The following is a 24,648-nucleotide window of genomic DNA, read 5'->3' as shown; positions in this document are numbered from 1 at the left end:
CAATGACATTTAGCAAAGCTAAAGCTATATTGACATCTATTGAATCCAATTTAGATGGACGAATGAAATATACGTATGACTTAATCAAGCCTGATAGCTATAGTTTGAAAATGCAGGATAGCATAAGTGGCGTTATACGTTATTTAGATTTCAAATTAAAAAAGATTAAAGATATTGAGGTAGAATTTACCTGTCACGGGTTTAGTTTTAATTTTCCGCTGATAAAAAACGTGAGCTCTTTCACTTTTAATGTCAATGACTTCAGCCTGTTATTAACATATGGAATAAAGGTTGACGAAAATTCCTCAAACCCCGAATTAGATTTAGATGTGGAGTTTTAAGTTTTTCCTATTTACGCGCGTTTATCAGGCATTCAATTCCCGGCATAATGATTGCCTGTTAAAAAAATGACGTTACGTAAAGAAGATTTTACCAATTTGGTGAACATTCTATCCGTTTTGTTTACGAAACTTTGCACCATATTTTTAAATCAACATATACCATGAGTAAAACAAAAATAGGATGGATCGGTCTGGGCAATATGGGTATCCCCATGTCGCTGCAACTGATCAAAGCCGGCTACCCGGTAACCGTTTATAACCGCAGTAAAGAAAAAGAATCGCCGCTAAAAGCCATGGATGCGGCCGTTACCTCATCACCAGGAGAGCTGATACAACAAACCGATGTGATCTTTATTATGGTGTCCAATGATGAAGCCATTGGCGATATATTTAATGGAAAAGAGGGTTTGCTGAGCGCTAAGGCCAAAGGTAAGATCATCATTAATATGAGCACCGTATCGCCGGCTATCAGTAAAGAAATGGCCGCTTTATGCCATGAACAGGGCAACGACTATCTTGACGCGCCTGTATCTGGCAGTGTAAAACAAGCCGAAGATGCCGCCCTGGTGATCATGGTAGGTGGTAAAGAAGCAACATTTAAAAAAGCGCAGCCCTTATTGGAAAAACTGGGTAAACTCGCCCTGCTGGTTGGTGAAACCGGCGCGGGTAACAGCGCTAAACTGGCCATCAATACCTTATTGAGCTTCCACGCGCAGGGATTGGCCGAAACCGTTCTTTTCGCACAGGAAAAAGGCATTAAAACCGAGGATATGCTGTCCATTATCAATAACAGCGCGCTGGGAAATATTTTTGCCAAAATCAAGGGCGATGCCATTTTAAATGATAATTACAAAGCCGCCTTCGCGCTAAAGCATATCGCTAAAGATCTGCGCCTGGCCAAAGCGGAAGGCCTGAACTCTCCCCTGTCTAAAATAGCATACCAAACTTTCCAGGAAGCCGAAGCCAAGCACGGCGAAGAGGATATCATCGCGGTAATTAAGCAGATAGGAAAATAATTGAGAGGGCGCTGGCCCTTTCTTTCCATGCGTCATTGCGAGCGCAGCGTGGCAATCCCTAAAATACAGAGCGGCTCTGCTCATCGGGGATTGCCACGCTGCGCTCGCAATAACGTGTTCTTTTATTAAGCACTCCCCTGCACCTTCAACACAAACCGCACTAATCCTACCCCAAGGCTCAACAAGATCAGGTATACCACATTAAGCTTAAACCTTTGCATCAAAACAAGGGATAACCCTATCCATATCAAGGATAAAACATTAAGATGCCCCCAAGCCAATCCACCGGGAAAAACAACGTCTTTACCTAAAAACAAGGTCAGGTTCAGGATCACGCCTACCACAGCGGCGGTAACCAGTTTCAGGATCTGGCTCACCACTTCGCTGCCGTGCGATTTTTCTATCAACGGCCCACCCGCAAATACGTATAAGAAACAAGGCAAAAAAAGTATAAAATATGGTAGCGAACAAGGTGACGGTGCCCATAGCTATGTAAGCATGAAAATGATTAAAGCCGGCCATAAAGCCCACAAAGCCAACTACAATAATAAGCGGCCCGGGTGTAGTTTCGGCCAGGGCAACACCATCAACCATCTGCGATTTAGACAACCTGAATTGTTTCAGGATCCCATAGAACAGGTTAGCCATCATGTTGTACATCTCCGGTTAATTACTCTTGCAGAGTGTTGTTGGTGACAACACCAACAACGGCGGTGGATTTGATTTTTTTGGTGATCAGGGAAATCGCTTTTAGATTAACGAGCTGATAGGAGGCACTAAATGTATTGTTTTCCAGCTATAAACAGCTTGCTTATCCCGCAAATTTTCGCAAAACGTATTAAAACAACAGCCCGGTTATCTTTAGCAGATAACCGGGCTGTTTGGTTAAGGCAAAACAAGGTCAAAAATCAACCGGTTTTAATTCATGTAGCATATCGAAAACCTCATACTTTTTAAATTTTCAAAAACCATCAAAAATTTGTTAAAAGCGTTAAGGCAAACTTAAAACTCTATTAAAAAACCTAATTATGAACTCATTTCACAGCGTTTTTGAACAAAAATTTGTTAAAATCCGGGGTTTAAAAAGTTTTATTATTACACTTTACCAAATACTACGGTACCATTGTGCCCGCCAAAACCAAAGGTATTGCTCATGGTTAAATTCACCGGGTAACTGATGGTTTCCCCTAAAACAATGTTCATGCTTTCGGGTACCGCGGGGTCAAGCTCGGTGGTGTTAATGGTGGGTGGTATCAGGCTGTCGCGCATGGATAGCAGGCAGATAATAGCCTCAATAGCTCCCGCCGCGCCCAGCAAATGGCCTGTCATGGATTTGGTAGCGCTGATTTGTATATTGTTCTTTTCATTTTTGGTTAATACCTGTAAAGCTTTCAGCTCGGATAGGTCACCAACCGGGGTTGAGGTGGCATGCATATTCATATAATCTATGTCGAAAATAGATACACCGGCTTCTTCCAGGGCCAGTTGCATACCCTTGGCCGCACCCAAACCTTCGGGATGAGTGGCCGTCATATGATAGGCATCGGCAGTCATGGCGGCGCCGCGTACTTCAGCATAAATGTGGGCGCCGCGTTTTACGGCATGCTCATATTCTTCCAGCACCAGGGCTCCGGCACCTTCGCCCATGATAAAACCATCGCGATGGGTATCAAACGGCCGGGAAGCACCCTGAGGGCCGTCGTTACGGGTCGACATGGCCTTCATCGAACTAAAACCACCAAATGAAGCGGGCGTAATAGGAGCCTCAGAACCGCCGGTAATGATCACTTTGGCCTTCCCTAACCGGATATAGTTAAAAGCATCCATAATGGCTGTATTTGAGGTTGCACAGGCCGATACGGTGGTATAATTAATGCCCATATAACCATGACGGATAGAGATCATGCCCGAGGCCATATTGGTAATCAGTTTAGGCACAAAAAACGGACTGAAACGCGGATGCCCATCGCCCAGGGTGTACTCACGCACCTGTTCCTCAAAGGTTTCCATACCGCCCTGTCCCGATCCCCAGATCACGCCAACATCAAAGGGGATCATCTTATCGAGCTCAAAGCCCGAATCTTTGATAGCCTCGTCAGATGCCACCAGCGCGTATTGGGTAAAAGGGTCGGTACGTTTAAGATCGGCCCGATCCAGGAAATCGGCCGCGTTAAAATCTTTCAGCTCGCAGGCAAACTGCGTGCGGAACAAAGTGGGATCAAAATGGGTGATGCGTGCGGCAGCACTTTTACCTGCTACTACGTTTTTCCAAAAATCTTTTACTTGGTTGCCCATAGGGGTTAATGCCCCCAGGCCGGTTACCACTACTCGTTTTAACATGGTTGTAAACTTTAAATAAAAATTTGGCAAAAGTAATGATAAAAATACCGTATGGTATATTGATAATGTAAATATATTTTCTATGGAACGGCTAATCGTTTTTACCAAATGGTAAGTGGATGCGCCCTAAACCGGCAGAACTTTGTGGTACTAAATATGTATATCATGAACACACCAAATCAAAACAGCAAATTACAAGGTAAACGAACTATATTAATGGGCGGTACATCGGGCATCGGCCTGGCTACAGCCAAAGCAGCAGCGGCCGAAGGTGCCAATGTGGTGGTGGTATCCAGCAGTCAGCAACGGGTAGACAGTTCCCTGGCCGAACTGCCCGAAAGCGCCAAAGGCTACGCGATTGATCTGAGCAAGGAGCAAAACATCCAGGATTTTTTTGATGGCATAGGTAATTTTGACCATTTGGTATACACAGCCGCCGAAAACATCAGCTTAATTTATGTGAACGATCTGGAGCTGGACAAGGCCCGTGATTATTTTAACCTGCGTTACTGGGGCGCGCTGGCATCGGTAAAATACGCTGCTCCGCATATTAATAAGGGCGGTTCTATCTCCTTAATGAGTGGCATTGCCAATCCTCGACCGGGATCGGGCTGGCTGCTTGGTGCAAGCATCTGCGGCGCTGTAGAAGGCCTAACCCGTGCTATGGCTGTGGAGCTGGCTCCTGTGCGTGTAAACGCGGTTTCGGCAGGTGTGGTGAAAACCAATTTGTGGAACAGCATCCCTGAAACCGATCGCGAAGCCTATTACAAAACCGTTGGCGATGCCCTGCTGGTAAAACGTGTTGGCGAAGCCGAAGATATTGCCCAGGCATTTACCTACCTCATGAAACAACAGTTTACAACCGGCCAGATACTGATCACCGATGGCGGTACCGTGCTGGTTTAATAAAACGCGGCTAAAGACCTACGAAGCTTTTGAAACTTCGTAGGTCTGAATACAAAATATTGATGCAAAAAGTGGGTTTACACTTTTTGTCGAAAAAAATTTATAATTTATTGACTATCAGATAATTAAATCAATTTTAACCTTAAATTATGTAAACCATGTAAACCCACTTTTTTAATAAAATCACGCCGCTACCGTATATTTTTACGGATGCGGCTAAGCGATTGCGGGGTAATACCCAAGTAGCTGGCTATATCTTTTAAAGGTACACGCAGCGCGATATCGGGGTTTTGCTCTACAAATAAGCGGTATTGATCTTCGGCTGCTTCGCCTATGTAACGGTTACGAACATTTACCTTATGGATCAGGTGTTCCTGGTTAACATTATCGATCACTTCGCGCAGGTAAGGCAATTGCGCATACAGGGCCATCAGCTTGCTTTTGCTTACCACCATGATCTCGGCATCGCAACAGGCCTGGATAGCTGTTGGGGTGATGCTGCCTTCATTAAAACTTTGCAGAATAGTGCAGAGGTTATTTTCGCGATAGAAAAAGTGGGTGATATCCACACCACGTTCATTATGGGTTGCTATACGCACCACGCCTTTGCAAACAAAATACATCTCGGAGCAAACCCGGTGCCCCTTAAACGGATACTCCCCCTCCTTGTAGCTTTTTAATTCAAAAGCAGCCAGGATCAGGCGGGCATCATCAGCAGCAATATGCCGGAACTGTTGAAAATAACTGATAAGCGGGTTGGGCATAAGCTTTTGAGCAAAATGATCAGGCAAATATATCAAAGCTTTGGAGTTCCTTCTCCTCCCCATTAATGATAACAGAAAGCTGATGTTTACCGGGATAAAAAGTACGGGTGGTGATCGGCTTAAATGGCTGCTTTCTTTTAACCACAATTTTCTCTCCGGCCAGGTAGGGTCGTTCGCTTATTTTGAATACCTTTTTGCTCAGTTGTCCATTGGCTTTATTGTAGTAAATACCATATTCCAGCCGTACGGTTTGCTTTTCGGTATGGTCATTTGTTACTGTGAAAGTAAATTCCAGGCTATCCCCTATTTTTACTTCGGGTGTCAGGATAAGGAAGCCGGTCATGGTTAAGCTCTTGCTCTCCAGCCCATAATGCTGCAGTATTTCGGCATGGCCGCTTTTTAACAGGGTACGACTGGCATGTTTTATGATAGCATCCGTTTCTTTACTGATGCCATGCCACTCACGGGCAATGGTCATCATTACTCCCGGGTGATCTTTGGAGATATCGTTCAGGTTATTGGCTACGCTTTTACGTACCCATTCGGAGGGATCGTTTTTTAAATTTTCCAAAACCGCGAGTACCGGTGCCGGGTCTTTTTTCAATGCGGGTATCGCCAAGCCCCAGGGCAGTCTGGGCCGGCTGCCTTCGCTGGCAAAACGACGCACTTTATGATTTTCATGTAATGACCATAGCTGCATCTGCATCATCATCCGGTCGGTGTATTTGAGCAGAAATGGCCGTACCGCAAATTCGCAGCTTACAAACTGGGTAATAAACTCCAGGGATTTTACAGACGCTTCATAATGATCAAGACCATAAACTTCTATATAATCGGGCAAAAACATCATGGCCAGGCTATCCTCGCCAAAATGTTCGGCACGCAAACGGGTAATGATCTTTTCCATCATCTCCGCAGCGACTGGAAAATCAGCAGGCATAAACTCATGCAGCACAATGGAATTGTGCCGCATCCGCTCTTTCAGCGCCTTGTTCTCGTATCCATCAATAAAAATAAGCGACAGGAAACGCTTTTTATCAAAATCAGGAAGTACATGCGCAAGCACATCTGCAAACCGGTTATAAAACGCGGGAGAGTAAATATCTTTTAATAAACTGCTCATCTGGCTATTGATCGTACTTTGGCTACCGCCGGTATCAATTCGGGGTTGGTTTTAGCAATTACCCGTTGCAATTGTTCACGATTGTTATCACCCCACTCCCCCATCAGATCAATTACGGGCAGCAGGCTTTCGCCAAAGGGGGTTAAGCTATATTCCACTTTTGGGGGTAGCTGAGGGTATATTTTTTTGGTCACTATCTCATGTTCTTCCAATTGGGATAGCTGCATATTCAACACCCGCCGGGTAGCCTCTGGTATTTCCCGCTGAAGTTCACTTGGGCGTTTTTTACCTTTTGATATGTAGTAGATCAAATGGATCTTCCATTTACCGTACATCACTTCCTTCATAAGGTCGAGGCCGCAATACTGATCAATCGGGATCTTTTTTTCATACATAATACAAAGGTATACCATTCAATTTAAATGAACCATAGGGATAAATTTATCCCATACCGAATCCTTATTCCCTTATTGTGGTGATGATCGGCTCTCCCGAATTTTGTTATCGCAATTCAGCACAATAAAATTAAAAACGATGACAAACAATATAGAAATAAACCATCCCGAATTTCTGAACAAACGCGTACTGGTTACCGGTGGCACCAAAGGGGCAGGAAAAGCCATTGCCGAAAGATTAGCAAATGCAGGTGCCACAGTAATTACAACGGCCCGTAATATTCCTAAAGACCAACAAACGGGAATCCACTTCATCCAGGCAGATATCAGTACTGGCGAAGGTGTACAAAAAGTAGTTAATGAGTTAATGACTGATTTTAGCGGTGTGGATATCCTGATCAATAATGCAGGTGGCTCCTCGGCAGCTAACGGGGGCTTTAGCGCGCTTAATGACAATAATTGGGACGATGCCATCAACACCAATCTATACGCAGCGGTACGGCTCGACAGAGGCCTCTTACCAGCGATGCTAAAACAGGGTTCGGGTGTTATTATCCACATATCATCCATTCAAAGATCATTCCCGCTTTATGACTCCACTTTACCTTATGCAGCAGCAAAGGCGGCCTTAACCAACTACAGTAAAGGCTTGTCTAATGAAGTATCGCCAAAAGGAATCCGCGTATTAACCGTCTCTCCGGGCTTTATACAAACAGAGGCCGCAGAAACCTTTATTCAAAAAATGGCAGAAAGCGCCGGCGGCACCTACGAAACTGCCCTTGCTCGATTAATGGATTCGCTTGGGGGAATTCCGATGGGACGTCCAGCTTCGCCCGCCGACGTAGCCGAATTAGTAGCGTTCCTGGTATCTGACCGTGCGGCTTATCTAAGCGGTACAGAATATATTATTGACGGAGGTACTATCCCAACTGTTTAAATGATAATATCACCCTCAAAAACAATTGCGCTCTTATAATGATAGTTGGTTATTCTATCGAAAGGCTTCTTTTGGTTTGGTATTTGCTTCCGTATAATTATTAAAGTTAATCTAATACTTAATATTATGAACATTATTCAGGGAGCATCAGGACAAGTTGGGTCGGCTATTGTGACCAATCTTGTAAAAAAGGGCGAGCCTGTAAAAGGGATCGTAAGGAGTAAAGAAAAAGCAGAACAGCTTAAAAAGAAAGGAGCTGATAGTGCCATTGGCGATGTGTTTGACCAGCAAACCATAACGGACGCGCTTGAAAAAGGATCAACATTTTTTGTTATTACCCCAGAAACAGGCAAAGGCGACGATATATTAGGTGATACCAGGAAAAGTCTTCAAAATATCCGGAAAGCGATAGAAAAATCGCCTGTAAAAAAGGTGGTTGGTCTATCATCAATTGGGGCGCAATACGATAAGGGGACAGGCAATCTGCTTATGTCCTATTTTTTAGAACACGCCTTTAAAGATCTGGACATCGAACAGTCCTATATCAGGCCTGCCTATTATTACAGCAATTGGATGGCCTATCTGCCAGTAGTAAAAGAGAGTGGCATTTTACCTACTTTCTTCCCGGTTGATCTATCTATCCCGATGATATCGCCTATGGATGTAGCCAAATTTGCTACTGATATTATTACCAGCGATGACTCCGGGAATAAAATTTATGAGGCATCGGGTCCGGAATCATTGAGTTCCGCGGGTGTCGCGGCGGCATTTTCAAAGGCATTGCATAAAGAGGTGAAAGCAAAACAGATCCCCCGTGATCAATGGCCGTCGACCCTCAAAAAAATAGGATTCTCTGAAGATGCCATCAAAAACTATATCGAAATGACCGATATGGTAATATCCGGCCAGATACATGCCGAAAATCTGGGAACTATAGCCTTAAAAGGAAAAACAACGCTGCAGGAATATATCAACAACGCTGTAAACTAAACAAGCATTTAAAAGCAAAAGGAGCAATGAACTATGATTCATTGCTCCTTACCAGATCAGTTATACGTCTTGGGCGTTAATTTTCTTCGTAAAACTTAGGTGCTATCGCCATGGATAGCAGATCGGTTTTATGTTTATTCAGTAGTTTTTTCCACCAGAACTGAAATTTACGCGGATACACTACTCTGTCTTTAAAATCGGCCTTATGCAGGTCTTCCATCGCCAGTAATTTATGCATCACCTTGCGCGAGTGATCAACTACCGCGTGCGACCGTTCTGTATATCCCAGTATCCGGTTTATTTCGCGGTTGGTTTTCCCTACCAATATATATTCAAATATCTGCAAATGTAAAGTCGAAAATCCTTTGGTTTTGAGTAATGGTCTGCTTACTGATAATCTATCCTGCTTAATCATAAACCCCGGTGTTTAAATCTTTACTTTATGTTTTCAATCTTAATAACTTCAATCGTACCTAAACCTGTGCTTTACTTACACGGATTTGAAGTCTTATCATTCGGATCCTTTAGCACCTTAAACTCGGTACGCCTGTTTAACTGGCGACCAGCAGGATTATCTTTTCCGTTAGGAAGCGAGTTAGGTGCAACCGGCTTTCTTTTACCGTAGCCCTTTGCATATACACGCGCCGCGTCTATACCTTTTGATATGATATAGGTAACGCATGATTGAGCCCTGGCCTGTGATAATTTATCGTTATACTTATTTGAGCCAATGGAATCGGTATGCGCACTTAATTCCACTTTTATAGTCGGGTTATCTTTCAGTACACCAACCAATGTATCCAAAACAACTTTTGATTCCGGCCTTAATGTAGCTTTGTTAAAGTCGTACAATACATTTTTAATCACGATAGGTTTTTCCGGCGTAAAGGCTTGCAAGCAGATATCGGCGCTATATAAAGTATCATTACGCATGGTACCTGTAGCGGGAGCAGGCAGGTTTTTAGCAAAGTAGCAACCTTTTTCAAGTCGCAGACTGTGCGGACGTTTATCGGTTACATCAAATGCATAACGGCCATTTTTGCCAACTACCATTTGCTTTAAGGTGTCTTTTGACAACGAATCGATAAAGCTTACTTTAACGCCCTCTAATGGCTGATGCGTATCGCAATCAGTTACAAGGCCAGATAACACATATTTTTTGTTTTCTGCCGAGAAAATAGCCAAACAGCAATCAGATTCACGATCAGAGCTGATGTAGAACTTCTTGGCATCATCATGATCGGGCAAATAATACAGATCGTCTTTTGCGGAGTTAATAGGGTAGCCCAAATTTTTAGGCTCGCTCCATTTATCCAGTGTGCTCTGGCTTTCAAAAAAGTCAAAACCACCCAAGCCTATAAACCCTTTTGAACTGTACACCAATCTTTTGTTTGGCAGATCATAATAAGGCGCTTCTTCATCAAAAGCAGTATTGATAACACTACCCAGGTTAGTTGCGCTCACCGCATCGCCATTAAAGTTCAGATAAGCCACCCAGATATCGTCGCCACCCTGACCGCCTGGTTTGTTAGAGGCAAAAAACAGGCGCAAACCATCAGCTGTAACAAATGGCTGTATAGAGTTAAACCCGTCAACGTTTACGTTGCTGTTCATTTTCTTTGGGGCCGACCAATCGTTATCTACCCATTCGGTAAAATAAATGGCGTGTATGGTCTTGGCTCCCTCTTTATACCAGCGGGTAAAATACATCCGCTTGCCGGTTTCATTGAATGAAGGGGTGCCGTACTCCAATTCTTTTTTCCCTTTAGTATCCGGATCTTTTAAACTGATCACAATAGGTATGCCCGGTTTTGCTTTATCAAGTTGATATATCCGGTTCAGGTGTTTTTTATCATCTTTAACAAACCGTGATGAAGTGAAATAACTATTGCCGTCACGCTGAACAAGGGAATAATCAGAACCATCAGAAGCATAAGGCGCTGGCAACTTAGTTGCCTCAACCAACAAAGGATACTGATATTGATCTTTCGCGAAATGACAGTTTTTAATTTCTTTAGTAGCTATATCCTTGTACTTGCTTTCACCATTGTAATTTGCCTGGAATTGTTCTAATTGTTTTATGGCGTCGTCAAAGTGTTGAGTAGCCCTTAAACACACACCATACCAAAGGCGGGCCAAAGGATATTCTTTTTCATAATTGGCACTGATCACTTTATAATACCAGCCCTGGGCCTCAATATAGTTTTCATATAAACGATATGATTCGGCTAACTGGTAAGATATGTAAGCCTGGTCGCCCTGTTTTGTAGGCTTCTTGCTGGTTTTTTCACCGGCATGGTAAGGTATAGCCTGCAGTAAAGTAAGACTTAAACCTTCGGCAGCTCTTTTATAGTAAAAAGCAGCCTCATAGTAATCCTTATTGTTAAAGGCCTTATCGCCATAAACCCTCGGATTGTCCTTGCTATACTGGGCGTTGACCCCTTTAAACACAAGCAGTATGAGTAATGTAAAAATTATTTTCTTCATGTTGATAAAGTTTAAAGCCTTGGGCAAATTGCTTCCGGTTCCTGGATGCGTTTGCGAAATACATAACTTACCGATAACTCAATACCTCCGTTGCCAGATGTGGCCCGGGTAAGCGATGATGTATTGAAATCATAACTTGCGCCTATGATCAAGCTGTTAACATGGTATCCGATGTTAGCAATAGCCGCATCCTTAAAACGATACATACCGCCCAATATTAAACCTTTATCATCCTGTAGTTTTAATTCTGAATAAGCACCAACGGCTTTCTCTTCGGCTTTTTGTTGCCTGATATAAATGGCATGCGGAATAATGTCAAAATAATCCGAAGCCTTTATACGTACACCAGCGTGTACAGTATAACGTATGGGCAATTTAAGACTGGAACCATCAACCGCAAATGGATCCTTTGAGCGGGCAAGGTGGGATACACTTACACCACCAAAAAAGTTGGCGTTATGCAGGGGGTCGCCATCATAATAAAACACACCAGCTCCCGCGTCAAATATGGTAGCATTGGTATTTAAAAAGTTTTCGTTACTGGGTAGCGTTGGATCGAAACCGCTGCTTGGGTTAAACTGGCTGCCGAACTGCGCCTTGTTGGGGTCGAAGCTACGGTTAATGATACCTGCCTGTACGCCAAAGCTTACTTTTTTGTACCCATCATTTGAAACGGAAATAGCATAACCAAAAGAGCCGTAAGCCGCAAAATAGTTATATCCGACATCGCCCGCGGCCTGGTTGATCACATTAAAACCTACCCCCACTTTATCAGTTGGCCTAAAATCAACAGACAAGGCGCCCGTTTGATACGCATTGTTGATGGTTGCGTATTGGTTTTTAAAATTTGCATTGACACGCACGTCGCCATTGATCACCCCGGTTAATGCCGGGTTAAGATACAAGGGATAGGCGTAATATTGCGAAAAGTGCGGATCGATCTGCGCCTTTAATTGACTTATTGCTCCAATCTGAAGCAGTATTGCCATGATAACTATAACTCTTTTTTTCATAGTAGTTTTATTAATTGTGATGCGGTCATGAAGTACGGTATCACGCTATGATACATGATACCGTACATATATAGGCCTTATCGTAATAGCGTAACTGTACCTTTTCTCTTAATTACCTGACCATCATTCATGGTAGCTTCAACATAATAAACGTATACACCAACCGGCTGCTTGGTACCCTTATATGTACCATCCCATCCACTTGCTTTATTAGTTGATTTGAATTGCAGCTCACCCCATTGGTCGTAAATTGATAATGTTAAGGCCTGGATGGTAGTTCCATAAACGTACAGTATATCGTTATTTCCATCCCCGTTAGGAGTAAACGCATTCGGTATAAATAATCCATTACCAAAAGGATTACTTGTAGTTCCGGTAACTGCTACAGAGTTAGCACTCAACTGGCAAGCAGAATTTCCGGTGGCGCGTACAATAATAGTAGCCGATTGTCCTGGCTGTAATCCGCTCACAGTATGGCTTAAGCCTGCGGCACCTGAACTTGGTGCAACAAAATGTTGTCCGTTATCTAAGCTTACCTGGTAACCGGTAGCCCCTGTAACAGCAGCCCATGTAAACGTAATGCTCTCTGAAGTAGTTGAGCCTACGGTCACTACTGGTGCAGCCAGCGGACTAAGTATGGTAACTGTTACCGGCGTGCGGGTAGTTGATACACAACCGCCTGCAACTTCGGCTTCGGCATAATAAGTAGTATTAGCTGATAATACAGGTGTTGTAAAATCGGTACCGGTGAACAAGGCTGCCCCTCCTGTATTGGCAGCATACCATTTGATAACCGCACCAGGTGTAGAACTTGTGGCCGATATGGTAGTGCTTGATCCAGGACATATTGAAGTACCTTGAGTGCTTGCCTGTGGCGCAATTGGCGCTGATGTTACGGTAACGGTAACACTTGTACGCGAAGCAGATGGGCAACCTGTATTATTTACCGCCTCTGCAAAGTATATGGTATTGGTAGTTAGCGTAGGTGTAACAAAGCTTGTACCAGTATATAATGGAGTACCACCACTTGCTGTGCTGTACCAGTTATAGGTAAAGTTTGCCTGCGGATTATCGATAGTTAATGTTACCGAACCTCCTGCGCAATTATTTACTGAATTACCGCCAGCTATTACCGGTGCTCCAGGCGCCGGAACCGCGGTTACCTGAACAGTGGCCACACCTGGGCTTGAGCATGTACCGCTTGCTGCTTCTACATAATAGGTAGCATTAGCGTTAACAGCCCCAAGCGGGAAGCTTGATCCTGTAAATACCAGGTTGGTTCTTCCGGCATCGGTGTACCAGTTGTAAGTAATACCCGCCTGTGGCGAAGCTACAGAAAGCGTTGCCGTACTACCCAAACATACCGATACATTCGGACTCGAAACGGTTGGCGTTGGTGGTTGTGGCGTTACTTTAACCGGCGCGGCTATTCTTGTTGACGCGTTACATGCCTGGGCATTTGTAGCTTCAACATAATAGGTTACATCGGCAGTTAACACAGGTGTTGTAAAGGTTGAACCTGTATGTACTGAGGCTCCGCCTGTTGCTGATGTATACCAGGTATAAGTTGTTCCTGGTACCGCGTTAACTATTTTGATAGTAGCTGTACTATTTTGACAAGTAGTTAAGCTGGTAGCATCAACTGTTGGATCTGGTGCTTTAGTATTATCAATATTAATAGTTACCGAAGTACGTGGTGAACTTGATGTACAACCTGTAGTATTGCTCACGGCTTCTACATAATAAGTAGTAGCTGCCGTAATTACAGGAGTAGTGAATGTAGCTCCAGTAAATATCGGAGTGCCTCCGGTGGCTACATTGTACCATTTAAAGGTAACATCAGGTGTAGTGCTTTTTGCAACCAACACAGCCGAACCACCTGAACATACTGTTGGTGTTGACGAACCTGCCTGGGTTGTTACTGTTGGTCCGTTTGGCAATGTGTTAACAACCACATCAACTTTAGTGCGGGTTGCCGAAGTACAACCAATGTTGTTTGATGCTTCTACATAATAAGTAGCATTAGCTGTTAGTACTGGCGTGGTAAAAGTTACCCCACTGGCCAATGCAACACCGCCTGTTGCAGAACTGTACCATTTATAGGTAAGCAATACACTTGGATTTGAAACAGTTATTAAGGCTGTAGAACCTGAACAAGTTGGCACTGTGTTACCACCTGCTATTACCGGTGCCCCTGGCGCTGCCACCACAGTCACTTGTGCAAAGCCGAAGCCGCTGCTGCTACAACCGGTAGCATTTGTTGCTTCTACATAGAAATCTGTAGTGGTGGTTATAGCGGCTGTTGTATAAGGGTTACCTGTAAACAGTAAGTGATTTTTGGTAGTTGAATCATACCATTTATAAGTAACACCGGCTTGTGGTGCTTGTACAGACAATGTAGCTGTACTGCCTAAACATACCTGTTGGTTGGCCGCCGCAACTACCGGATCTGGTGGAAGCGGTGTAACTGTTACAGATGCCTGGGCACGTGCAGATGCGTTACAATTGCCTGCAGTTGCTGCCTCAACATAGTAAGTTGTATTGGCTGTTAAAGCCGGACTAACAAACTGCACGCCTGTATATAATAACGTGCCATTAGTTGGTGCATCATACCATCTGTAAACCACACCTGTTTGCGGGTTAGCTATATTGATGGTAACTGATGAGCCCGAGCAAACGGTAAGACCACCAGTTGGGATCTGTATCACCGGAGTTGGAGGTATTGGCAATACCGTTACATCCACTTTTGTACGTGTTGCACTGCTGCAATTGGTTGAGCTTGCTGTATTAACCGCCTCAACGTAGAAAGTAATACTTGCTGTTAAATTATTAAGCGTATTTGATGTTCCGGTAAATACTGGAGCACCGCCTGTGGCTGCAGCATACCAGTTATAAGTTATGCCTGCAACAGGGTTAACAATACTTACGGTAAGGCTTCCACCATTACAAACCGGAGTAGATGTGTTGCTCAATATCGGCGCGGCTGGTAAACTGTTTGGTGTAACAGTAACCGATGTACGTCCACCGCCATTTATACAGCTTGAAGAATTAGTAGCCTCAATATAGTAGGTAATCGCCTGTGTAATTGCCGGGGTTGTAAATGTAGCACCGGTATGCGCCAATGCGCCGCCGGTAGCTGCAGTATACCAGTTATAGGTAACACCAGCCTCTGGCGAGGTAACTGCTAACGTAGCAGGACTGCCAGCGCAAACCGCCACATTTGGTGATTGTACACCTGGTTTTGATGGCAATTGATTAACTTTTATTGTAGCCGTTGTACGTGCAGGGCTGGTACAGGTGCCATTTACTGCTTCAACATAATAAGTGATGGTTGAAATTGGTGTTACATTAAAGCTTGTACCTGTAAACACCGGAGTGCCGCCGGCTGCTGATGTATACCAGTTAATGGTTGCACCATTTGCATTAGTTACAGTAAGCGTTACTTGCTGACCCGCGCAGATCTCGGCAGGGAAGCTGGCCAATACCGGGTTAACCGGTGATGGTGTAACGTTAGCAGTTGCCGCTACCCTGTTCGGGTTAGGACATAGCGTTGAAGTATGGCTGCTTTCTACATAATAAGTAGTAGTAGCCAGTATATTGGTTGGGCTATAGCTTGTACCTGTATGTAACAGTGTACCACCTACTGCCGCACTGTACCATCTGTAAGTTACACCTGCACGTGGGTTGCTTACTGTAAATGTAGCAGTACCACCCGCGCAAATATTTTGTGTATTAACGGCTAAGCGAGGCGCTTCAACTTGTTTGCTTGCATAATAGATGTTAGTTGTAGTTAACAATGTCGCTATACCTGAGTTTAAACGAACCTCTACCCTGTCAAACACCGCTTTTGGTGCGAATTTGATAATGGCAGTTTGGCCACCAGGCAGGATAGCTATTTTTATTAAGTTACTGCTCAGTGTAATACGATCGTTGTTAAAAGTAGCGCCGTTGTATGAGGCTAATTGTATAGAGCCCAATACATTGATATCGGCCAGGCTTCCCGGAACGCTTATTTTCAAGGTCACCGTGTCACCAACAAGCCCTGGATCCGCAAATATGAGTTTTTGTGATACATATGAACCCAATACACTGATTGGCAGATGTAATTGACTGAAATTGGTAGTATCCTGATCAACTGAATTATTTTCATCAGTTACACCGCAGGCAACGCAAATCAGACCGCCATTCACATCAAATGTTTGAGTTGATGCGAAATCGCAATTGGTTGAGAATATTGGATTTACTTTAACAGTAACCGCTGTACGTGTTGTGCTGGTACAGCCAGAGCTGGTTAATACAGCCTCAACATAATAAGTAGTATTTGATGTTAAAGGCGGAGTAGTAAATACGGCTCCGGTAAATATTGCCGTACCACCGGTTGCCGAGGTATACCATTTAAAGGTAGCACCCGCAGTGGTAGATGTAGCTGTTAATGTAGCTGTTTGACCAGACGTGATCTGACCGCCCGGAGCATTTGAAGTAATAACCGGAGCAACAGGTGTTGGATTTACAATCACATCTGCTTTAGCTCTGGTTGAGCTTGTGCAACCACCCGCTGCTGCTTCAACATAATAAGAAGTGCTGGCAGTTAAAGCCGGTGTAACAAATGTAGCTCCGGTTGCAACTGGTGTTCCGCCGGTTGGCGTAGTATACCAGTTAAAGGTAACTCCCGACTGGGTTGAAGTAGCCGATAATACCGCAGATGAACCAGAGCAGGTTGATACCGGTGTTTGTGATACAGTTGGCACCAGTGGTGTTGCTGTCACATTCGCGGTTACCTGGGTACGACTTGAACTTCCGCAAGATGCAGCGCTTGTAGCTTCAACATAATAATTTGTTGTAGCAGTTAACGCAGGTGTCACGAAGGTAGCACCTGTAAATACTGGTGTGCCACCTGTTGGTGCGGTATACCAGTTAAAGGTAACACCCGCAACCGCTGTTGCAGTAAAGGACGCCGGCTGACCAGAGCATACCGTTTGTGTTGGCACAGCAACAACAGGTTTAGCTGGTGCCGGTGTAACTGTTACAGTAGCCGGTGTGCGTATAGCCTGGGCGCAACCATCGGCTGTGCGGCTGGCTTCAGCATAGTAAGTTGTAGTAGCAGTTAATGCTGGTGTTAAGAAGGTTGCACCAGTAAATACTGCTGTGCCGCCAGTTGCTGAAGTATACCATCTTACAGTAACGTTGGCTGGTACGGTAGCTGTCAGAGTAGCCTGCAAGCCAGAGCAAATGGTAACATTTGGCGCACTGATAGTTGGTGATGCTACGGATTGGTAAGCATCATAAACATTCACAGCGGCAAGTAAACCAGCAACACCTGAGTTAAAGGTGACCTCCACTCGGTCAAATGTATGCGCGGCTTTAAATTTATATTTGAAACGGGAGGTTCCGTTCAATAAAGTTATTTTAAGTAATGATCCGTCAACGGTAACACGATCGCCATTATAGGTTGAACCATTATAGGTAGCTACCTGTATCTGTGATAGTAAGCCTACATCGGCTAATGAACCAGGGATACCTAAGTCAACAGTTACGCTGTCACCTACAATACCTGTATTGGCAAAACGTAAGGTTTGTTGTGCGGATCCACCCAGTAAACCTACCGGTACATGTATTTGCGAGAAGGTTTCACTATTGTTATCAACAGAACCACCGGCATTGCTCACACCGCACAGTAAACATATACCGTTAACCGAGCTGGTCTGATCGATCGCGGCGTCGCAAGGAACCGGGTTAGGCCCAATTGGGTTTACATTAATGATACCCGATGCTCTTGAAGCCGACACTGCTCCGGTAGCAGGAATGCTTGATTCTGCATAATAAGTAACTTGTCCAAATACAGCAGGACTAACAAAGTTTGGTCCTGTAAATATGCTTGTACCTCCGGTTGGCGTAGTAAACCAGTTAAATACAGCACCTGGCGTAGTTGATGATGCGGTTAAGCTGCCCGAAGTACCCGCGTCAACAGTTTGTGTTGGCGGATTAACGGCCACATCTGGTATGATGATAGGCTGATTAACAGTAATGATCACCGCTGTACGTTGCGCGCTTACGCAACCAGAAGCCAGTGAGCTTTCTGCATAATAAGTTGTAGTAGCAGTTAAAGGCGGAGTTATAAATACTGCTCCCGTAAATACAGGTGTACCGCCGGTTGCTGTTGTATACCATTTAAAGATAGCTCCGGCAGTGGTTGAAGTGGCAGTCAATGTAGCCGAGCTTCCTGTTGTAACTTGTCCATTAGCCGGGTTTACAGCTATCGTTGGAGCAACGGGTACAGGATTAACAATTACATCGGCCTTAGTACGGGCTGGGCTAACGCAGCCATTTGCCGATGCTTCTACATAATATGATGTATTTGCGGTAACTACAGGCGTTGTAAATTGAGCCCCGGTTGCTAAAGGTGTACCACCGGTTGCAGCTGCATACCAGTTATATACCACACCTGCTTGTGTTGGTGAAACAGTTAACACTGCTGATGAACCCGAACACACAGGTACCGATGCCTGCGCCAGAACCGGATTAACCGGAGCCGGAGTAACATTGGCAGTGGCCGACGCCCTGTTAGGATTAGCACAACCGCTTGAAGCACGGCTGCTTTCTACATAATAAGTAGTTGTTGCATTTAACGCTGCCGTTGTAAATGTTGCTCCGGTATGTACTAATGTACCACCTGTTGCTGATGTATACCATTTATAGGTTATACCGGCACGAGGATTGTTTACAGTAAATGTAGCGGTACTACCAGAGCATATACTTACAGTTTTAGCAGCCAAAGTTGGCGCCTCTACCTGTTTGGTAGCATAATAAATATTTAATGTATTGAACAATGATGCCAAAGCGCCGTTAAACCTGATCTCAACCCGGTCAAACGCCGATTTTGGAGCAAATTTTACTAATGCGGTTTGGTTACCGTTCAGCAAGGTAATTTTCAGCAGGTTACTGCTTAAAGTAAGACGGTCGTTGTTATAAGTAGCGCCGTTATAAGAAGCTATTTGTAATTGGTTCAGTACACCCACAGTAGCCAGGCTAGCCGGAACCGCTATTTTAACCGTTACGGTATCGCCTACAACACCGGCATCGCTGAATATTAATTTTTGTGATACGTTTGAACCTACCAGACCAATTGGAACGCTCAACTGACTAAAGTTGGTGGTATCCTGGTCAACAGAGTTATTAGGATTGTTCACCGCGCAACCAACGCAAAGCAGGCCGCCGTTCACATCAAATGTTTGAGTAGACGCGAAATCGCAATTGGTTGAGAAGATCGGGTTAACTGTAATATTTACTACAGTACGTGTTGCACTTGTACAACCCGCAGCAGTACTTGCCTCTACATAATAAGTGGTATTGGAGGTTAAAGCCGGAGTAGTGAATGTAGTGCCTGTAGCCAGGGCTGTACCACCAGTTGCAGCAGCATACCATTTATAGGTAACACCTGCTACAGATGAGGTAACTGTCAGTGTAACTGATTGACCAGATGTTACCTGGCCGGGGGCATTAATAGTAGGCGCAACGGGTGTCGGATTAACCGACACATCCGCTTTTGCCCTTGTTGAGCTGGTGCAGCCCCCTGTTGACGCAGCTTCAACGTAATATGATGTATTGGCAGTTAATGCCGGGGTAGTATATTGAGCACCTGTAAATACCGGGGTACCGCCTGTAGCGGTAGTGTACCAGTTAAAGATAACACCAGCCTGAGTTGATGAGGCTGATAATGTAGCCGGTGAACCGGAGCAGATCTGTACCGGTGTAACTACGGTTGGTACTAAAGGTGTTGTAACAACATTAGCTGTTACCTGGGTACGAGCCGAGCTTCCGCATGAACCTGCAGTAGCCTGAACGTAGTATGAAGTAGTAGCAGTTAATGCCGGGCTGGTAAATTGTGCCCCGGTAAATAATGGAGTACCACCTGTAGCAGTAGCATACCAGGTAAACACAACACCGCTAACGGCTTGTGCCGTAAATGTAGCTGGTTGGCCAGAACATACAGCCTTAGTTGTAGCATCCACAATCGGAGACGCTGGCGCCGGAACAATAGTTACGGTTACTGGTGTACGCTTAGTTTGGGCGCAACCATCAACTGTGCGGCTGGCTTCGGCATAATAAGTAATATTAGCATTAACTACCGGCGTAACAAAATTGGCACCAGTAAATACCGCTGTACCACCAGAGGCGGCAGTATACCATTTTATGGTTACGTTGGCCGGCACGTTAGTAGCTGTAAGTGTAGCGGTTGTTCCCTGGCATGTGCTTACGTTGGCAGCGCTGACAGTAGGTACGGCTACTGACTGGTAAGCGTCATAAACATTTACCGAATTTAGTAAGCCGGCCACACCCGAGTTAAACTGAACTTCAACACGGTCAAATGCCGCACCTGCTTTAAAGGCTACTCTGAAACGGCTTGTACCGTTCAATAAGGTAACATTTAATAAAGATCCATTTACCGTAAAGAAATCGTTATTGAAAGTTCCACCATTAAAAGTACCTATCTGAATTTGTGATAACAAACCAACATCAGCCAGCGAACCTGGGATACCTAATTCAACAATAACGCTGTCGCCTACAATACCTGGATGCGCAAATTGTAATGTTTGCTGAGCCGAACCGCCCAATAAACCTATCGGTACATGTATTTGAGAGAATGTATTACGATCATTATCAATCGCTCCTCCGGCATTGGTAATACCGCACAATAAACATAATCCATTAGCCGAATTGGTTTGTGCTGTAGCCGCAGCACAAGCTACAGGGTCGGAGCCAACAGGTATAACATTAACCACACCTGCTGCGCGGGTAGCCGATACGGCACCGGTAGCTGTTACTACTGCTTCGGCATAATAGGTGGTATTGGCAAATACTGCTGGTGTTACAAAAGTTGGCCCGGTAAATATCGGGGTACCTCCGGTTGGGGTAGTGTACCAGTTAAATACAGTTCCTGGAGTTGTTGAACTCGCGGTTATAGTGCCGGTTGTTCCGATGTTAACAGATTGTGTTGGCGGATTAACAGATACATCCGGTATTACTATCGGGGTAACGGTTACAGGCACAACAGTTCTGTCTGGCGATACGCAGCTGCCTAATGAAGCTTCTGCATAATAAGTAGTATTGGCATTCAATACCGGGGTAGTGAAAGTATTGCCGGTAAATACTGGTGTACCGCCGGTTGGAGCGGTATACCATTTTATAGTAGCCCCGTTAACAACGGTAGCTTTAAAAGTAGCTGTTTGTCCAGCCAGTATGGTAGCACTTGATGGCGTTACAACCGGTTTCACCGGAGTATCATCCACTATTACCTGTACCGGCGCACGTGTTGGGCTTACACAGCTTCCGCCACGGCTGTATTCAACATAATAAGTTGTATTAGCTGTTAAGGCTGGTGTAGTATAAGATGTTCCGGTATGAACAGCGGTACCACCGGTTGGCGTGGTGAACCAGCTAAAAGTTCCATTAGCCGGAGTCGGAGATGTAATGGTTAGTGTAGCCGGACTGCCTTTACAAATTTCAGGGGCAGTTGGGTTAAATTTAGGTGTAGGATATTGCTGTACCGCGTAGTATATCTTTAACGAGGTAAGCAACGTTGCTGCCCCTGAATTCAATGTTACTACCACACGGTCATAATTCCCAACAGCAGGAACGTATGCGGCATACTTACCAGTGCCGCTCAACAACCTTAATGTTAGCAGTGAGTTATTAAGTGGATAGCTGCCTACTAATGTTCCGCCATTATAAACGGCAACGGTTATTCCGCCAAGCAAATTTAAATCGGCAAGGCCACCTGGGGTTTCTAAGGCAAGTTTAATGGTATCACCTGCAAAACCTGGGTTCGGGAATATCAGTGTCTGTGAAGCCGATCCGCCCAAAAGTCCAACAGGTACAGTTATGGTTGATGCCGTGGTTGTGTCGGCGTCAGCTGCGAGTACATCGTTGTTAATGGAACATAATAAGCACAAGCCATTGATAGCAGTACTTTGCTGATTAGCAAATGTGCAAGGCGAATTATTATTGATGGTAACAGTGATTGTTATCGGGGTACGGGTTGTCGATTCGCAACCGGTAGCATTGGCAGCTGACACATAATAAGTAGTGGTGCTGAAAAGAGCCGGTGTTGTAAAAGGATTACCTGTAAATACAGGGGTAGCGGCTGCGGCCGAAGAGTACCACTTATAAGTAATGCCTGTTTGCGCGTTACTTACATTGATAGTGGCAGTTTGTCCAGCTACAATGGTTGCATTATTCACAGCCAGCGTAGGAGCTGCAGGCTTAGGCACTACAGTTACATTGGCTGCAACACGGGTGGCACTTGTACAACCGGTGGCGTTAACAGCCTCGGCATAATAAGCAGTATTGGCGCTTAAAGCAGGGCTGGTAAAGTTGGTACCGGTAAACAATGGCGTACCACCGGTTGCGGTAGCATACCAGTTATAAGTTTGTCCGGCTACTGGTGATGCAATGGCCAATACGGCTACATCACCCTCGCAAATAGCTACGTTTGTTGCGGCCAGCGTTGGTGCTGCAGGTAGCGCACTCAAAGTGGCAGTTACTTTGGTACGTGTAGTACTTACGCAGGTACCGCCGCTTGCTGCCTCAGCATAATAGCTTGTAGTAGCGGTTAAAGCCGGGCTGGTAAAAGTATTACCTGTAAACAATGGAGTACCACCGGTTGCAGTTGCATACCAGTTAACGGTAACGCCGGTAACCGGCGTGGCCGCAAATATCGCGGTGGAACCAGGGCATACCGTAAGATTGGCATTAGCAACAACTGGCGCTACCGGAATTTGATTAACATTAATGGTTACTGGGGTGCGGGTAGATGCCGTAGCACAACCTGGTCGGGTTGCCGATACATAATAAGTGATATTATTAGTTAAAGCCGGTGTGGTAAAACTTGCTCCTGTAAATACCGCAGTACCGCCTGTTGGCTGGGTAAACCAGCTAAAGCTTGTACCCGCTAAATTGGCGGTAGCATTAAGGGTAACCGTACTACCGGCACATAATTGCGCTGTAGTTACCGCCACGTTATTAACTTTTATGATAGGTTGCGGTATCGCTATCTCGCCCTCATTCAGATCAAGGGTTGACAACACATTGGCCACCCCTCCAAGCCTGAGCTGAACACGGTCAAACACTTTCGTTGGTACGTAAGAGACGGTTAGCCGCTGCCGGTTATTTGAAAAATCGAGCAGGCGTATACTAAGCAATGATGCGCTTAAGAACTGCGTGTCATTATTATCGGTATTACCATTAAAAGTTGATATCGATATACTGGAAAGAAGCCCAACATCCAGCAAAGATTTAGGTATGGTTAGTGTCAATTTTACAGAATCGCCAACAGTTGATGCTGATTGAAAAATGAGTGTTTGTTGTGCAAATGCCCCTAACGCACCAACACCCGCGTTAAGGGTGGATGCTGTATTCGGATTGCCATCAATTGCGTTTTGAGGGTTCGCTACACCTCCTACGTTTAACCCCAAGCCAAGCAATGCCGAGGATATACCATGTAATTCATCATAAGTGGTATTGCAAATAGGCGGACCGGGAGTAGTATAAAACGCGTCATACAGGTATATACTGCTTAACGCTCCCAGCAAACCACCGCTAAGTGTTACCCTAACCCTGTCATAAGCCTGCGTTGGCGCATAAATAAGCTCCAATTGGTTATTGCTGCTGGCTACACTTGCCAAAGTTGGCGCCGTAACCGGTGTGCCCGCCACACTGCCATTATATGGGGTAATTGTTACTCCACCAAGAAGTGTAACATCAAGCAGGTTATCGCCAGTTCCCAGTTTAATGGTCAGTTGCGTATTGGCCGGAACCGTAGTAGGGAAAATTAATTCCTGATACGTGGATGCTAAAAGGCCAACCGGTACGTTTAAAGTAGAATACGTTTGCAGATTTGCATCAATGGCATTGCCTTGATTGTTAACCACGCAGCCCAAGCAAAGTAAACCTGTAGCGCCGCTTTGTTGAGTAGTTGCAAAATGGCGTTGTCCGAATATTTGACTTGTAGCACACAATAACAGGCATAACACTATTATGTACCTGCTATAAAAGGTAAAGGTTCTCATGCAAATGAAGTTAAGGTAGGTGCAAATAGTTACACCTGTCAAAACTACGTACCGCCTGAGGATAATTATTAATACATCTTATTCACTTATTAATTCTAATTGAACATCCATTCACGAACAATATCAATTGTTCATTTTGTTCATTAAATGTTATTTTAAAACCTACAGCTCTACATTTCTCGTAAACACAGTAAAATGTGATAAAAACACATAATCCGGATAAAATACTACTGCAACATTATTTGATATTACCCCCGTATAATAATAGCAG

At 44.7% G+C, this 24,648-nt stretch carries 14 protein-coding genes and 1 pseudogene; 5 read left to right on the top strand and 10 right to left on the bottom strand.

The features are described from left to right. Positions 1 to 2 precede the first annotated feature (2 nt). Complete coding sequence (locus ACTJKG_RS24860; RefSeq protein ID WP_440740700.1) at positions 3 to 341, top strand: hypothetical protein; 339 nt, start codon at positions 3 to 5, stop codon at positions 339 to 341. 161 nt (positions 342 to 502) lie between these two features. Beyond that, entirely contained in the window at positions 503 to 1,357 is an 855-nt protein-coding gene (locus ACTJKG_RS24855; protein ID WP_440740699.1) for an NAD(P)-dependent oxidoreductase, read from the top strand. A gap of 125 nt (positions 1,358 to 1,482) precedes the next feature. On the opposite strand, the gene ACTJKG_RS24850 is transcribed toward ACTJKG_RS24855, so the two are convergent. The 3 genes and pseudogenes from ACTJKG_RS24850 to fabF form a co-directional block, all read right to left on the bottom strand. After that, positions 1,483 to 1,800, bottom strand: coding sequence for a chromate transporter (locus ACTJKG_RS24850; RefSeq protein ID WP_440740698.1), 318 nt, complete (start codon positions 1,798 to 1,800; stop codon positions 1,483 to 1,485). A 100-nt stretch (positions 1,801 to 1,900) separates the two neighbouring features. Continuing rightward, a pseudogene (locus ACTJKG_RS24845) lies at positions 1,901 to 1,951 on the bottom strand (hypothetical protein); the annotation flags it as partial. A gap of 501 nt (positions 1,952 to 2,452) precedes the next feature. Beyond that, positions 2,453 to 3,697, bottom strand: a complete 1,245-nt coding sequence (fabF, locus tag ACTJKG_RS24840) for a beta-ketoacyl-ACP synthase II (protein WP_440740697.1) — start codon at positions 3,695 to 3,697, stop codon at positions 2,453 to 2,455. Positions 3,698 to 3,862: 165 nt separating this feature from the next. Between fabF and ACTJKG_RS24835 the strand changes: the two genes are divergently transcribed. Then, positions 3,863 to 4,603, top strand: a complete 741-nt coding sequence (locus ACTJKG_RS24835) for an SDR family oxidoreductase (RefSeq protein WP_440740696.1) — start codon at positions 3,863 to 3,865, stop codon at positions 4,601 to 4,603. A gap of 191 nt (positions 4,604 to 4,794) precedes the next feature. Here ACTJKG_RS24835 and ACTJKG_RS24830 read toward each other — a convergent pair whose 3' ends face one another. From ACTJKG_RS24830 to ACTJKG_RS24820, 3 genes are read right to left on the bottom strand one after another with little or no spacing between them, the layout of a single operon-like run. Continuing rightward, positions 4,795 to 5,367, bottom strand: coding sequence for a Crp/Fnr family transcriptional regulator (locus tag ACTJKG_RS24830; protein WP_440740695.1), 573 nt, complete (start codon positions 5,365 to 5,367; stop codon positions 4,795 to 4,797). A 19-nt stretch (positions 5,368 to 5,386) separates the two neighbouring features. Then, entirely contained in the window at positions 5,387 to 6,490 is a 1,104-nt protein-coding gene (locus ACTJKG_RS24825; RefSeq protein ID WP_172338169.1) for a DNA alkylation repair protein, read from the bottom strand. Next, the gene (locus ACTJKG_RS24820; protein WP_440740694.1) at positions 6,487 to 6,885 is read right to left on the bottom strand and encodes a winged helix-turn-helix transcriptional regulator; all 399 of its coding nucleotides are present in this window, start codon (positions 6,883 to 6,885) and stop codon (positions 6,487 to 6,489) included. Before ACTJKG_RS24820 ends, ACTJKG_RS24825 begins: the two co-directional genes overlap by 4 nt. Positions 6,886 to 7,024: 139 nt before the next feature. Here ACTJKG_RS24820 and ACTJKG_RS24815 point away from each other — a divergent pair, with 139 nt between their 5' ends. Together ACTJKG_RS24815 and ACTJKG_RS24810 are read left to right on the top strand one after the other, a co-directional pair. Then, entirely contained in the window at positions 7,025 to 7,822 is a 798-nt protein-coding gene (locus ACTJKG_RS24815; RefSeq protein ID WP_440740693.1) for an SDR family oxidoreductase, read from the top strand. A 126-nt stretch (positions 7,823 to 7,948) separates the two neighbouring features. After that, positions 7,949 to 8,812 (top strand): NmrA family NAD(P)-binding protein, encoded by an 864-nt coding sequence (locus ACTJKG_RS24810; protein ID WP_440740692.1) that lies wholly within the window; start codon positions 7,949 to 7,951, stop codon positions 8,810 to 8,812. 76 nt (positions 8,813 to 8,888) lie between these two features. Here ACTJKG_RS24810 and ACTJKG_RS24805 read toward each other — a convergent pair whose 3' ends face one another. From ACTJKG_RS24805 to ACTJKG_RS24790, 4 genes are all read right to left on the bottom strand, one after another. Next, positions 8,889 to 9,227, bottom strand: a complete 339-nt coding sequence (locus ACTJKG_RS24805) for a hypothetical protein (RefSeq protein WP_172338168.1) — start codon at positions 9,225 to 9,227, stop codon at positions 8,889 to 8,891. A 71-nt stretch (positions 9,228 to 9,298) separates the two neighbouring features. After that, the gene (locus tag ACTJKG_RS24800) at positions 9,299 to 11,299 is read right to left on the bottom strand and encodes an OmpA family protein (RefSeq protein ID WP_440740691.1); all 2,001 of its coding nucleotides are present in this window, start codon (positions 11,297 to 11,299) and stop codon (positions 9,299 to 9,301) included. A gap of 11 nt (positions 11,300 to 11,310) precedes the next feature. Beyond that, positions 11,311 to 12,312, bottom strand: coding sequence for a PorP/SprF family type IX secretion system membrane protein (locus ACTJKG_RS24795; RefSeq protein WP_172338166.1), 1,002 nt, complete (start codon positions 12,310 to 12,312; stop codon positions 11,311 to 11,313). Between the two features lie 77 nt (positions 12,313 to 12,389). After that, positions 12,390 to 24,377, bottom strand: coding sequence for a gliding motility-associated C-terminal domain-containing protein (locus tag ACTJKG_RS24790; protein ID WP_440740690.1), 11,988 nt, complete (start codon positions 24,375 to 24,377; stop codon positions 12,390 to 12,392). Positions 24,378 to 24,648: the final 271 nt, after the last annotated feature.

This window comes from Mucilaginibacter sp. 22184 (assembly GCF_052045695.1).
Taxonomy (GTDB): Bacteria; Bacteroidota; Bacteroidia; order Sphingobacteriales; family Sphingobacteriaceae; genus Mucilaginibacter.
This window is presented reverse-complemented; position numbering and strand designations above follow the sequence as displayed.

Coding starts and splice junctions, on each gene's coding strand:
- ACTJKG_RS24800 (WP_440740691.1), bottom strand. CDS start 11,299: ATGAAGAAAATAATTTTTACATTACTCATACTGCTTGTGTTTAAAGGG.
- ACTJKG_RS24790 (WP_440740690.1), bottom strand. CDS start 24,377: ATGAGAACCTTTACCTTTTATAGCAGGTACATAATAGTGTTATGCCTG.
- ACTJKG_RS24855 (WP_440740699.1), top strand. CDS start 503: ATGAGTAAAACAAAAATAGGATGGATCGGTCTGGGCAATATGGGTATC.
- ACTJKG_RS24830 (WP_440740695.1), bottom strand. CDS start 5,367: ATGCCCAACCCGCTTATCAGTTATTTTCAACAGTTCCGGCATATTGCT.
- ACTJKG_RS24805 (WP_172338168.1), bottom strand. CDS start 9,227: ATGATTAAGCAGGATAGATTATCAGTAAGCAGACCATTACTCAAAACC.
- ACTJKG_RS24810 (WP_440740692.1), top strand. CDS start 7,949: ATGAACATTATTCAGGGAGCATCAGGACAAGTTGGGTCGGCTATTGTG.
- ACTJKG_RS24795 (WP_172338166.1), bottom strand. CDS start 12,312: ATGAAAAAAAGAGTTATAGTTATCATGGCAATACTGCTTCAGATTGGA.
- ACTJKG_RS24835 (WP_440740696.1), top strand. CDS start 3,863: ATGAACACACCAAATCAAAACAGCAAATTACAAGGTAAACGAACTATA.
- ACTJKG_RS24820 (WP_440740694.1), bottom strand. CDS start 6,885: ATGTATGAAAAAAAGATCCCGATTGATCAGTATTGCGGCCTCGACCTT.
- ACTJKG_RS24815 (WP_440740693.1), top strand. CDS start 7,025: ATGACAAACAATATAGAAATAAACCATCCCGAATTTCTGAACAAACGC.
- ACTJKG_RS24825 (WP_172338169.1), bottom strand. CDS start 6,490: ATGAGCAGTTTATTAAAAGATATTTACTCTCCCGCGTTTTATAACCGG.
- ACTJKG_RS24860 (WP_440740700.1), top strand. CDS start 3: ATGACATTTAGCAAAGCTAAAGCTATATTGACATCTATTGAATCCAAT.
- fabF (WP_440740697.1), bottom strand. CDS start 3,697: ATGTTAAAACGAGTAGTGGTAACCGGCCTGGGGGCATTAACCCCTATG.